Origin of the sequence: Hymenobacter sp., assembly GCF_036388155.1 — a bacterium.
Taxonomy (GTDB): Bacteria; Bacteroidota; Bacteroidia; order Cytophagales; family Hymenobacteraceae; genus Hymenobacter.
This window is the reverse complement of sequence record NZ_DASVSI010000091.1, coordinates 1-12362: the sequence shown is the minus strand read 5'-3', so window position 1 is coordinate 12362 and position 12362 is coordinate 1. Positions and strand designations below refer to the sequence as shown.

The window sequence follows — 12362 nt, the reverse complement described above, 5'->3', positions numbered from 1 at the left end:
AGAGGTGTGTTGGGTCAGGATAGGGCGGCAGGCTTGAGGCGCTGCCGGGCGCGGTTGATTCGGCAAGATAGGGCGGTTGGCCGTGCTCGCAAGCTGTACTCTAGCCAAGGCCGCTTCGTTGCAATGGCGCTGGATTGTAGCGCGGACTTTTAGTCCGCGAGTATGAATGCCCACCACTAGCGGACTAAAAGTCCGCGCTACAATCCAACGACTGCGAGATGCTTTCTTGATTTGTCAACCAGACAAGTTCCGGCACGAAAATCCGGTTGCCGGACAGAAACACTGTGTCGCTTCCGTCGCTACTTTGCGGGCCTATGCTCGACGTTTCTACCCGCCCCGGCGCATGATTTCCTTCACCGAGGCGCAAGCCCACTCCCTCATCGCCGACCCTGGCACGCTGAAACGGGGCCAGGAATTGCTGAAGCCCGCCAAATGGGCCAACCTGGGCCGCACCGACACGGCCGCCTGGGGCGAGTGCGCCGGCAGCGGCTCCAAGCCCTACCTCACCGGCATCGACCTGAGCGAGCCGGCCTTCAAGTGCAGCTGCCCCAGCCGGGTGTTTCCCTGCAAGCACGGGGCCGGGCTGCTCCTGCTCATGGCCCGGCAGCCGGAGCTGTTGGCGGGCACCACGCCCCCGGCTTGGCTGAATGAATGGCTGGAAAAACGCCAGCAGGTGCAGGAGAAAAAGGCCGACAAGGTGGCCGGCGGCCCAACGAAAGAATCAAAAGCGGCAACAGCTGCTTCGGCAACACGTGTAGAGGATGGCTCTGGAAGCTCGTCAGGTGCCCCGCCAGCTTTGGGGGACTCTCCGGAGGTGCCATTGGGCGGCCTCACCGTTGACCCCAAGCGCCTGGCGCGCATGACGGCGGGCGCGGAGGACTTGGTTGCCTGGCTGGAAGACCTTATACGTGCCGGCCTGGCCACCCTCGACCAGCAGCCGGCGTCTTTTTGGGAAAGCCAGGCCGCCCGCCTCGTCGACAACCAGCTGCCCGGCTTGGCCGCCACGTTACGCGAGCTAGCCACCCTGCGCCACGCCCACGCCGACTGGCCCGCGCGCCTGCTGGGCCGCCTGGGCGAGCTGTACCTGCTGGTGCGCGCCTTCCAAAATCTGCCCAAGCTCAGCCCCAATGCCCGGCCCGACGTGCTCCAGCAAGTGGGGGTCAACCTCAAGAAGGAAGACCTGCTGGCCACTGCCGCCCCCGTTTCCGACGCCTGGCGGGTGCTGGGCCAGTTCCGCTGGGAAGAAGACCGCCTCACGGCCCGCCGCACCTGGCTGCACGGGCGCCGGAGTGGCCGCACAGCGCTGGTGTTGGAATTTTCTTTTGGGGGCCAGCCGTTCGGCACGCCCTTCATTCCGCAGGGCGCTTACCTGGGCGAGCTGGCCTTCTACCCCGGCCTGCTGCCGGTGCGGGCAGCCCCGGTCAGCGTGAAGTTCGATGGCACAGTACCGTCCAGTGCCGTCCCGCCGGGCCAAGGCTTTGGGGAAATGCTCCAGGACTACGCCGCCGCGCTGGCCCGCCAGCCCTGGCTGCGCGAATGGCCCGCCACGCTTAGCCAAGTCCGGCCCAGCCCGCTTGCCGATGGCGCCTGGTGCCTGCACCACGCTGCCGAACCTGGCACCGTGCCCCTGCGCTTTAGCGAAGAAGATGAGAATGCGGGCTGGCAGCTGCTGGCTCAGAGCGGCGGCCAACCCATGACGCTTTTTGGGGAATGGGACGGGCGGGGTTTTCGGCCGCTCAGCAGTTGGGTCGAAGCGTCTTCAGCTGAAAAGTCACGGGCCGGCTCTCCAAATGCCCTCGCAGCCACTCATCTCGCCACTTCACGCGAAAATGGGTCTGACGCTAGCCCTGCTGAGCACTCAAGCTCTCGGCAAAACGGAACTGCCTCGGAAGCAGCCCATGGGGTTAAGCCCGAACAAGTTCTGCGCGTGGCCCTGCTCGGCACGCGCCAGAGTGGCGAAACCGTCCCGGCTTTTCCCGCCCCGGCCAGTTCGCCGGAACAGCAGGTGCTGCTGGCTGCTGGCACCCTGGCCTTGATGCGCAAAGCCGGCTACCGGCCCGCTGCCCCGGCCGGCCCGGCCCTGGTGCCGGCGGCGCCCGAGCTGCTGCCCGTGGTTGGCCCCAAGGGTACCGACCACCTGCACCAGATGCTCGTCAACGGCCTGCACCTGGAGCTGCTGCCCGACTATCTGGCCCGCCTGGCTGCCCGCGACTTGCTGGTGCCCCCGGCCCTGCTGGTGCGCCTGCTGCTGCACGCCAGTCGCTCGGCCGATACGCGGGCGGTGCTGGCGCCCGTGCTGGGCAACCGAGGCCACTGGCTGGCCCGCCAGCACCCCGAATGGGCCCGATTGGCCGACGGCGTCGGCGCACCTGGCGCCTCAGAAGCGGGCCCCAGCACGTGGGAAACCGGCACGTTAGCCCAGCGCCGGACTTGGCTGGCTGAGCAGTTTGCCAGCGCTCCGGACGAAGCCCGGTGCCTGCTACTAGCGGCCCTGCCCACCGAGCCCGCCAAAAACCAGGAAGCCTTTTTGAAAATTCTGGCCCAGCACCTGCACCTCGATGCTGAGCCGGTGCTTGAAGGCTTGCTCAAGGCCCGGGGGCAGGAGGTGCGCCGCTTGGCCACCGAGTTGCTCGTGCAAATCCCCGGTGCGGCCCTTACCGAGCGGCTGTGGGCCCGCGCCGCGCCGCTCATCACGGCCCGGCGCAAGATGTTGGGCCTGGGCCAGGCCGCGCTCGAAATCACGCTGCCCGACGCCTGGGACAAATCCTGGCTGCTGGATGGCATTGAGGAGAAAAACGCCCGCTTCCTGTCGGTGCACGGTTCGAATTTTCATACTTCGGTGGGGCCCGCCACCACCCGCCTCGCCAACCTGCTGGCCCTGCTGCCGCCCAGCCGCTGGGCCACTCAGCTGAACCTGGCACCGCCCGAGCTGCTGGCCGCCGCGCTGGCCTCGGAGTGGGCACTGCCGCTGCTCTCGGCCTGGGCCCAAAGCACGCTGCTGCACCACGATACCGACTTCGCCGCCGCATTCATCAGCCTGTGGATGAAGGAGCGCCCGGCGTTAATCAAAGCGCATTGCGACCGGGGCTTCGACTGGGTTTCGCTCGCGGCCCTGCTCCCACCCGCGGCTCGGCAGGAACTGCTGCTCAAACCCATTTTGGAGCGCGTGCGCCAGCAGGCGCCCCACTGGACGCAGGACCTTGGCTTCGTGCCCGCTCCCTGGCCTCGCGCCTTCAGCCTGACGGTGGTGCGGGCCATTGGCAGCCAGCTGGCCAACACCGCCACCCAATACCAAGGCATCGCCCCGCTCCCCCACCTCCGCCAGCTGGCGTGGCTGCTGCCCCAAACCGTTGCCCCCAGCATCGCCCCCGCCGATGCCGCCGCCGTCATTCAGCAAGTCGAAGCCATCCCCGACCTCCACGAAATCTTTCAGTCCTCCCGCCTCACCTTCATCGACACCCTTCGCTTCCAAGCCGATTTGGAACGGTCGCTAAATGAGTGATTGAATGTCGCCGGTCATCCTGAGCGGAGCAAAGGACCTTCTCAAATTTGCGCCATTTGAGCTACTGCCAACTGTTCAGTAGTGAGAAGGTCCTTCGCTCCGCTCAGGATAACCGGCGATAAAATTACTCATGTAGTAAAGAGATGATTCATGCAGTACAGATGCTTCGCTGCGTTTTGCATGACGTCCCGGCAACCTTTCAACTCTTACCCCCATACCCTCGCACCCTCACACCCCAACAAGTCCATGACGCCCGCCCTACTCCGCCCTCACGCCGAAGACCTCTACGCCGAAGAGCTTGCCGCCCTCAAAGCCGCCGACCACGCCCGCCCCAAGCCGCCCGGCTGGCAGCTCTCCCCCTGGGCCGTGGTGACGTATCTACTTGGCGGCAAATTGGACAACGGCTTTGAGATTGAGCCCAAGTACATCGGCCAGCGGCGGCTGATGGAAATTGCCGTGGCCACCCTTGCCACCGACCGCGCCCTGCTGCTCCTCGGCGTGCCCGGAACGGCCAAAAGCTGGGTGTCGGAGCACCTCACGGCCGCCATCAGTGGGCACACCAACTTGCTGGTGCAGGGCACGGCCGGCACCGCTGAAGACAGCCTGCGCTACTCCTGGAACTACGCCCGCCTGCTCGCCGAAGGGCCTTCGCTGGGCGCACTGGTGCCCAGCCCGCTCTATAAAGGCATGCAAACCGGCCAGCTGGTTCGCATCGAAGAGCTCACCCGCATTCCCTCCGACGTGCAGGATACGCTGCTCACCATGCTCTCCGAAAAAGTGCTGCCCATCCCCGAGCTCAGCACCGAAATCCAAGCCACCCAGGGCTTCAACGTCATTGCCACCGCCAACGACCGCGACCGCGGCGTAAACGAACTAAGCAGCGCCCTGCGCCGCCGTTTCAACGCCGTGGTGCTGCCCCTGCCCGCCAGCTTGGCTGAGGAAGTCCACATTGTACAAACCCGCGTGGCCAAGCAGGGCTTGGCCCTCCAGCTCCCCGTGGAAGCGCCTGCGCTGGAGCAAATCAGCCGCTTGGTCACGGTGTTTCGCGAGCTACGCGCCGGAGTTACCGACAATGGCAAGACCAAGCTCAAGTCGCCCACTGGCACGCTGAGCACCGGCGAGGCCATTTCAGTGATGAACGCCGGCCTTGCCCTGGCCGCCTACTTCGGCGATGGCACCTTGCGGGCCCACGATTTGGCCGCCGGCCTCACCGGCGCCGTCATCAAAGACCCCGCCCCGGATAAGATTGTGTGGCTGGAGTATCTGGAAACGGTGGTGAAGGAGCGCGAAGGGTGGAAGGATTTGTACCGCGCGTGCCGGGAGGTGGTGGAGTAGGTTAGCTTGCCTTAGCTTTCCATCACGGTTTTTCTACCGCTCATGTTCCTCGAAATCCTGTTGCCTCGGCGGCCCATCTCCCATCAGTCAAAAGATGCCACCAAACGGCAGCTATGGAAGGAATTCGTAGCCAAAGCGGCCCAAACTGCCTGGGGCTCCCGGGCGGCCGTCGCCACTCCGTGCCAACTGACGCTGGTTTACTTTTGTGGAGAGCGGCCAGCGGATATTGATAACATCATCAAGCCGATTCAGGACGCGTTGGTGGGCGTCGTCTACGTAGACGATGCGTACGTGACGGATGTGGACAGCCACCGCAGGCTACTAACCGGCATATTCGATTTTGCCCGTTTACCGGCCTTATTCTTAAATGCAGTTACCGCCAACCAAGAATGCGTTTACGTTCGCGTTAGTGCTTCACAACCCATCGACTTCTACGTATGAACTCCTCAACCGAACCCAGTCAGGTAGCCGCGTTGGCCGCTCAATACCGCCAGCAAGGCTACACCGTATTGCTTGAGCCGGCACCGGACAAACTTCCCTTCAACCTGGGCAGTTACCGCCCCGACTTGTTGGTAAAAAAGGGGGATGAGCATTTGCTGATAGAGGTCAAAAACCGCCATACGCCTGTTTCCATCAGCCGCCTCCGGGAAGTGGCCGAGTTGGTAAACCAGCAAGCCGGCTGGCGTTTTTTGTTTGTCAATACCGGGCCAGACGCCGAAGATGGTCACTTGCCGCAGTCTCCCATTTCCTGGACCAGCATTGTCCAGCGGATTGCTCAGGCCAAACACTTGCGCGAGTCGGGCGAACCAGAAGCGGCTATTCTGCTGCTCTGGTCGGCGTTTGAAGCATTGCTGCGCCGCCACGCCGAAAGTCTGGATTTGCCTCTGGAACAGGCGTCGGTGCGGGCATTGCTTGATTATTTGTACTCCGAGGCCGACCTCTCCTACGAGCATTTCGAGCAAGCCAAAAAACTCCTGGTCAGCCGCAACCAGCTTGCTCATGGCTTTCCACTCCCGGAAGCTGCCCAGCAAGCCGCCCAGTTGCAAAGCCTTGTCGACGACCTATCCAACGAGTGGCGGCCCACTCGCGAAGCCGCTTAACACTCGCGCCAAGTCAAGGGCCTAGCTATGTTCATTTAGCCCAACGCCTTTTCATGGAACCCTCCGCTACTTCAGACGCCAAAGTTCCTCCCGAAGCCTATTGGACTGCGGTCGGCAACATCATCCGGGAGCGGCCCTACGGGCCCGGCGGCGCAGAAATTCGTTTCGGCACTAAGCATTTTGCGCCGGGAGCCAAAGTATATATCATCGACTGGTACGCTGGCATGTGTCGAAGAGTAATTGTAGTTGGATTGCACCGCAAATCCAAACGATTGATTACCCTGGCAATTGATGTTCGACTGGTCGAGAACCTGAGGCCCAAGGTGTGCTACGACCCGGCAGCAATTGCCAAAATGAAAGAACACTACTCCCCAAAACCTCACTACAACGCGGGCCCAATTGATTCTCTCACCAAGGAATTTGCCGAGAGAATCTGCGGGGTAATTCCCTACTGGCAGCTTAATTACAAGAATAACCAGTGGGTCTCTGATGTTCAAGAAACTGAATTTACAGCCCCCTTAACCCTTCTGCAAAGACTTCGAACCCTCTTCAACTTTTGGCTAAAAAATTAACTCCAACACCTAGTCACTCACGCATAATACTTAAGTACCAATAAAGACCACTACACAGAATAGTACAAAACAACCCCTCCCGTCACCGCCTCTTACAGCCCCATTCACCGCAATTTCGTTCCAGCCCGCGCCAAAGCAACTCCGAGCCCCTGCATTACCATACTCCAGCCCTCCTATCCCCTTTTGCAACGCTCCAAAGCCATTATAGCCTACTCCTAAGCCATTCTGCCTCGCTCTTAATCCTCTCTTTGCTCCTCATATGTTGTTCTGTCTCGCGCATATTTGATTCTGTCTTACCCATATTTTGTTCTGCGACGGTAGTTAGAACATCCTATTTCCCTAACTAGTGCACCGCCGCCCTCTTCCACGCCCATGCCCACCGACCTGCGCCTCTTCGGCATTCGCCACCACAGCCCCGGCAGTGCCGCCAGCCTCGTAGCGGCCCTCGAAGATTTTCGCCCCGACATCGTATTGCTCGAGTGCCCCGCCGATGCTGAGGCGGCCCTGGCTACCGCTACTAATCCGGAGTTGGTGCCGCCGGTGGCCCTACTGGTTTACAACCCCAAGCAGCAGGGACAAGCGTCTTTTTTGCCATTTGCGGAGTTTTCGCCGGAGTGGCAGGCGGTGCACTGGTGCGCCAAGAATGGCGCGCATGTCCGGTGCATGGATTTGCCGATGGCGCTGCGATTCGCCTTCGGCAATGAAGAATTAGGAATGAAGAATGAGGAATTAGCTGTTCCGGAAGTGGTGGCAGCCGAAGGAAGTGAAGCCCAGCAGGAAGAGCCAGCAGACCCCAATTCTTCATTCTTCATTCCTAATTCTTCATTAAGCGAAGCGCCCAGCGTAGCGTCCGACCCCGTGGCCTACATCGCTCGCCTGGCTGGGTACACCGACTCGGAACAGTGGTGGGAAACCCACCTCGAACACGCCCCCGGCAACGCCAACACCTTCGCCGTGGTGCTGGATTTGATGACGGCCCTGCGCGAAGAGCTGCACCGCCCCGAAACCGAGGAAACGCCACTCCGGGAAGCATTTATGCGCGAAACCCTGCGCGCTACCCTGGCCCAGGGCTACGCCCGCGTGGCGGTGGTGTGCGGCGCCTGGCACGCCCCGGTGCTCCAGGCCGACCTGCTCAAAAAGGAAGACAAGGCCCGGCTCAAGGGATTAAAGAAAGTGCCCACCGAAACCACCTGGATACCGTGGACCTACGAGCGGCTGTCGTTTAGCTCCGGGTACGGGGCCGGGGTGCTGTCGCCGGCTTGGTACGAGCTGCTGTTTACCCAGCCGCGTGCCCACGTGCTCACCCACTGGATGGTGCGCGCCACCCGCCTGCTGCGCGGGCAGGACGTCGACGCTTCTTCGGCCCACGCCATTGAGGGCGTGCGGCTGGCGGCGGCGCTGGCCGCTGTGCGCGGGCTGGCGCTGCCGGGCATTGGGGAGCTGCAGGAAGCCGCCGTGGCCATCCTGGGTGGTGGCTACGCCGAGCCGCTGGCGCTAGTGCAAAAAGAGTTGGTGATTGGGGTGAAGCTGGGCGAAGTGCCCGCCGGGCTGCCCGCCACGCCCTTGCAGCAGGATTTGGCCCAACAGCAAAAAACGCTACGCCTCAAGCCCGAGGCCACCCCCAAAGACCTCGACCTGGACTTGCGCCAGCCCACGCAGCTGGAGCGCAGCCACCTGCTGCATCGCCTGCGCCTGCTGGCCATCAAGTGGGGCGAGCCCGAGGAAGTAGCAGGCAAAAGCGGCACCTTCCACGAGCTTTGGCGGCTGGAATGGGAACCGGAAATGGCCCTGTCTGTGATTGAGGCTGGCCGCTGGGGCAACACCGTGGTGGCTGCCGCCGCGGCTCGCGCCATTGCCCGCGCCGCCGAAGCCACCGCCCTGGAAGCCGTGAGCACCCTGCTCGAAGAAGCCTTGCGCGCGGACCTGGGCCCGGCCATTCCGGCACTGGTGGCACGCCTCGAAACCATCGGGGCCGATACCCGCGACGTGACCCACCTGCTGGCCGCCCTGCCCCCGCTGGCCCAGGTGCTGCGCTACGGCAACGTGCGCCGCACCGATACCCAGCAAGTGGCCCAAGTAGTGCAGCAGTTGGTGCCGCGCCTGTGCATTGGCCTGCCCGCCGCCTGCACCGGCCTGGACTACGAGGCCGCCAAGGCCCTGCTGGCCCGCCTCGAAGCCACGCACCAAGCCATCCGCTTGCTCCAACACAACGCGCACGAGGCCGACTGGTACGCCGCGCTAGCCGCCGTGCAGCGCAACCCAACCAGCAACGGCCTGCTGGCCGGGGCCGCTTCGCGCCTGCTCTTCGATGCCCAACAAACCGACTCTGACGCCACCGCCAGGGCCCTCGGCCTGGCCCTGGCGCCCGCTCAGCCCACCGACTACGCCACGGCTTGGATTGAAGGCTTCCTGCGCGGCAGCGGCTTGCTGCTCATCCACCACCGCGAATTGTTCGACCTGCTCGACCACTGGTTGGGCGAACTGAACGAGGACACTTTCCGCGAAATCGTGCCCCTGCTGCGCCGCGCTTTTACTGACTTCTCGCTGCCCGAGCGGCGGCAGATTCTGGAAATCGCGAGCACGGACCAAGCTGCTTCAGCAACGCCGGAAACGGAGGATTTTGACTGGGAGCGCGGGGCGCAGGTACTGCCGGGGCTGCGGGAGCTGCTTGGAGTATAATGGTGCAACAAGCGGCTGCACCATTACAGGGCTGTTGGTTTCAAAGTTGTTTCGGCATCGGCGTACAGCGAACAGTAGCGCGGCCCCAAAACGGCTCTGGCTAACGTTTTTCAACTAAATTTTTATCAAATCTGTGAGCAGCCTTACTCTCCCCTCTGATTATCCGCAGTTTCTCTCGGAGTTAAAAACGCACATCCGCGAAACGCAGGTGCGGGCCGCGTTGGCCGTGAATTCGGAACTGGTGCTACTGTACTGGCGCGTCGGTCGCAGCATTTTGCAACAGGAGCAGCAGCGTGGTTGGGGCGCGAAAGTTGTCGACCGGTTGGCCCAAGACTTACGAGGTGCTTTTCCGGAACTCACCGGTTTTTCTTCTCGTAACCTACGGTATATGAAAGCTTTCGCGGAGGCATGGCCTGATGAAGCAATTTTGCAACAGCTTGTTGCAAAAATTCCTTGGGGCCACAATGTGCGCCTGTTAGACTTCGTAAAAGACCCCACAGAGCGCGAGTGGTACGTGCGCCAAACCATTGAAAACGGGTGGAGCCGGAACGTGCTGGCTGCTCAGGTCGAAAGCGGCTTGTTTCAGCGCCAAGGCCGCGCCGTGACCAACTTCGGCCGCACCCTGCCCGCACCGCAGTCGGAGCTAGCCCAGCAGCTGCTGAAAGACCCGTACATGTTCGATTTTCTCTCATTGGGCGCCGATGCTCAGGAGCGGGAGTTGGAGCGCGGCTTGCTCGACCACGTACGGTCGTTTTTGTTGGAATTGGGAAAGGGCTTTGCGCTGGTGGGCAGTCAATATCACTTGGAAGTGGGCGGCCAGGATTATTATTTAGACTTGGTTTTTTATCATCTGACATTGCGCTGCTTCGTCATCATCGACCTGAAGATGGGGGACTTCAAGCCCGAAGACAGCGGCAAGATGAACTTCTACCTCGCGGCCGCCGACGACCTGTTGCGCCACCCCACCGACCAGCCTACCATTGGCCTGGTGCTTTGCAAAACGCACAACCGCGTGGTGTCCGAATACGCCCTGCGCGGCATGAGCCAGCCCATTGGCGTGGCTGAATGGCAGCTCACCCGCGCCCTGCCCGCCGAGCTGCGCCGCAGCCTGCCCACCACCGAAGAACTCGACGCCGCTCTCGCTCCTCCCCTTCAAGCATGAATCAAACCCGCTGGAAACTCGTTCTCGGCTCTGCCGCCGACACGCCCAATGCCGTGCCCCTACCGCCCGACTACGGCAAAATGGACGACGTGCTCACCGCCCTCTACGACGGCGAAAAGGCCGAGCGCAAGGCCGGCCTGGGCGGCTCGGCCCCGCGCGTAAGCCGCTGGCTGGGCGACATTCGCGAGTACTTTCCCACCGAGGTGGTGGCCATGATGCAGCAGGACGCCATGACGCGTCTGGGCCTCAACCAGCTGCTGCTGGAGCCCGAAATCCTGCGCACGGTGCAGGCCGATGTGCACCTGGTGGGCACCCTCATGTCGCTGAGCCGGGTGATGCCGCAGAAGGCCAAAGCCACTGCGCGCGAGGTCATCACCAAAGTGGTGCGCGAACTGGAGAAGAAACTCAGCAACCCGCTGCGCCAAGCCGTGCAGGGCGCCCTGAGCCGGGCCGTGCGCAACCCGCGCCCGCGCTACCACGAAATCGACTGGGGCTCCACCATCAAAGCCAACTTGAAGCACTACCAGGCCGCCCACAAAACCGTGATTCCGGAGCGGCTGGTGGGTTTCGGGCGGCGCGGGCAGGCGCTGAAAGAAATTGTGCTCTGCGTGGACCAGAGCGGCTCCATGGCTTCGTCGGTGGTGTATGCGGGCGTGTTTGGGGCGGTGCTGGCGTCGCTGAAAGCCGTGAAAACGCACATGGTCGTGTTCGACACGGCCGTGGTGAACCTGAGCGAAAACCTGCACGACCCGGTGGATTTGCTGTTTGGCGTGCAGTTAGGTGGCGGCACCGACATCAATCTGGCCCTGAGCTACTGCCAGCAACTGATTTCCCGGCCCACGGACACCATTCTAGTGCTCATCAGCGACCTTTACGAAGGCGGCAACGAGAAGGAAATGATAAAGCGCGCCGCGGCCCTCAAAACCGCGGGCGTCAACGTGGTGGTCCTTCTGGCGCTGAGCGACGACGGCGCCCCCAGCTTCGACCGGCGCGTGGCTGAGCAGCTGGCAGCCTTGGACATCCCGAGCTTCGCTTGCACACCGGCCAAGTTTCCTGAGCTAATGGCCAAAGCCATTCAAGGCCAGAAGCTGGAAGTGGCATAGCCCCGGGCGGAACCGAAAGCCAATGTGCGACTTTTTCCGGAAGCTGACATCTTCGTGAAGGGAAAGGCCCAACTTCTGCTACTCCATCGTAGTAGCCCCTTGCGGCAAACCCAGAAATGCACAATAGCGTGTGTCTGCTGCTTCCAGGTCTGCTCTAGACACGCCCACCGCCGCGAACAAACTCACCGCAATGTCGACGGCGCCCTTTTTCACCGTGCGCTTCCAGGTGCCCACAATTTGACCATCGAGTACTACCATGGGCTTGAACACCCCGTTGCCGCCCGGCACAATTTTGTTGAAGTGCTCTGCTTCTAACACGGCCCGCCGGTCTTTGTAGCCAAGCAGGTATTCGTCGAAACCCGGCAGGAGCTGAATACTTTCAGCCGCTGGAGCGGCGCTGGCCGATGGCGAAAACCAATAAGTTTTATCCTCCATCTTTTCGGAAACCAACTCGCCCTGCGCGGCTTCCAGGCCTTGCCGGGCGTCGGCTACAGCGAGGCCCGTCCAGTTGGCGAAGTCGTGCACGGTGGCCGGGCCGTGGCTGCGGAAATAGCGCCGGGCCAGTTCAGCCAAACCGGCATCGCGCGATAGCTGCCGGGCCTGGGGCGCCCACTCCTCCAGCAGCGCGAAGGTTTGTTGGCGGCCTTGCAGCGGCCCGAGGCAAATGTGCCCCTGCTGGGCCAAGTAGCGCAACAAGAAGTAGCCGCGCTGCCCTTCCGGGCTGATGCCAGCCGTTACGAGCTGCTGCATCATTTCGGCCCGCGTCAGGCGACGCCCGCCCTGCAGGGCCTCGTAGAAAGCCGTCCGGCTGCGCTCAACCGTGGCTTCATCAAGCTCCAGTTGCTTCATCTGCGTGCCCTGCCCTTTCAACACGCGCGCGGCCATGAGTTTGAGCATCCAGGCCGCGTC

At 62.4% G+C, this 12362-nt stretch carries 9 protein-coding genes; 8 read left to right on the top strand and 1 reads right to left on the bottom strand.

Annotation, left to right across the window (positions count from 1 at the left end; all coding sequences use genetic code 11):
• Nucleotides 1-343: 343 nt before the first annotated feature.
• The 8 genes from VF629_RS12555 (at nucleotide 344) to VF629_RS12520 (ending at nucleotide 11453) form a co-directional block, all read left to right on the top strand.
• On the top strand, nucleotides 344-3502 hold the full coding sequence (locus tag VF629_RS12555) for a DUF5691 domain-containing protein (protein ID WP_331058833.1): 3159 nt from the start codon (nucleotides 344-346) through the stop codon (nucleotides 3500-3502).
• A gap of 246 nt (nucleotides 3503-3748) precedes the next feature.
• Nucleotides 3749-4837: an AAA family ATPase gene (locus VF629_RS12550; RefSeq protein ID WP_331058832.1), complete on the top strand. Its 1089-nt coding sequence runs from the start codon at nucleotides 3749-3751 to the stop codon at nucleotides 4835-4837.
• Between the two features lie 42 nt (nucleotides 4838-4879).
• Nucleotides 4880-5278 carry a RusA family crossover junction endodeoxyribonuclease gene (locus VF629_RS12545; protein ID WP_331058831.1) on the top strand — a complete coding sequence of 133 codons (399 nt, stop codon included), beginning with the start codon at nucleotides 4880-4882 and terminating at the stop codon, nucleotides 5276-5278.
• On the top strand, nucleotides 5275-5937 hold the full coding sequence (locus VF629_RS12540) for a hypothetical protein (RefSeq protein ID WP_331058830.1): 663 nt from the start codon (nucleotides 5275-5277) through the stop codon (nucleotides 5935-5937). Before VF629_RS12545 ends, VF629_RS12540 begins: the two co-directional genes overlap by 4 nt.
• A gap of 53 nt (nucleotides 5938-5990) precedes the next feature.
• A complete protein-coding gene (locus tag VF629_RS12535) occupies nucleotides 5991-6509 on the top strand; it encodes a hypothetical protein (RefSeq protein WP_331058829.1) in 519 nt (172 codons plus the stop codon).
• A 372-nt stretch (nucleotides 6510-6881) separates the two neighbouring features.
• Nucleotides 6882-9188, top strand: a complete 2307-nt coding sequence (locus tag VF629_RS12530) for a DUF5682 family protein (RefSeq protein ID WP_331058828.1) — start codon at nucleotides 6882-6884, stop codon at nucleotides 9186-9188.
• Between the two features lie 133 nt (nucleotides 9189-9321).
• Nucleotides 9322-10350, top strand: a complete 1029-nt coding sequence (locus VF629_RS12525) for a PDDEXK nuclease domain-containing protein (protein ID WP_331058827.1) — start codon at nucleotides 9322-9324, stop codon at nucleotides 10348-10350.
• Nucleotides 10347-11453 carry a VWA domain-containing protein gene (locus tag VF629_RS12520; protein WP_331058826.1) on the top strand — a complete coding sequence of 369 codons (1107 nt, stop codon included), beginning with the start codon at nucleotides 10347-10349 and terminating at the stop codon, nucleotides 11451-11453. Before VF629_RS12525 ends, VF629_RS12520 begins: the two co-directional genes overlap by 4 nt.
• A gap of 78 nt (nucleotides 11454-11531) precedes the next feature.
• Here VF629_RS12520 and VF629_RS12515 read toward each other — a convergent pair.
• The coding region (locus VF629_RS12515; RefSeq protein WP_331058825.1) for a winged helix DNA-binding domain-containing protein at nucleotides 11532-12362 on the bottom strand (831 nt) is incomplete at its 5' end.

Excerpts from the sequence above, each read along its gene's own strand:
- VF629_RS12555 (WP_331058833.1), top strand. The coding sequence starts at position 344 with ATGATTTCCTTCACCGAGGCGCAAGCCCACTCCCTCATCGCCGACCCT.
- VF629_RS12540 (WP_331058830.1), top strand. The coding sequence starts at position 5,275 with ATGAACTCCTCAACCGAACCCAGTCAGGTAGCCGCGTTGGCCGCTCAA.
- VF629_RS12550 (WP_331058832.1), top strand. The coding sequence starts at position 3,749 with ATGACGCCCGCCCTACTCCGCCCTCACGCCGAAGACCTCTACGCCGAA.
- VF629_RS12535 (WP_331058829.1), top strand. The coding sequence starts at position 5,991 with ATGGAACCCTCCGCTACTTCAGACGCCAAAGTTCCTCCCGAAGCCTAT.
- VF629_RS12545 (WP_331058831.1), top strand. The coding sequence starts at position 4,880 with ATGTTCCTCGAAATCCTGTTGCCTCGGCGGCCCATCTCCCATCAGTCA.
- VF629_RS12530 (WP_331058828.1), top strand. The coding sequence starts at position 6,882 with ATGCCCACCGACCTGCGCCTCTTCGGCATTCGCCACCACAGCCCCGGC.
- VF629_RS12520 (WP_331058826.1), top strand. The coding sequence starts at position 10,347 with ATGAATCAAACCCGCTGGAAACTCGTTCTCGGCTCTGCCGCCGACACG.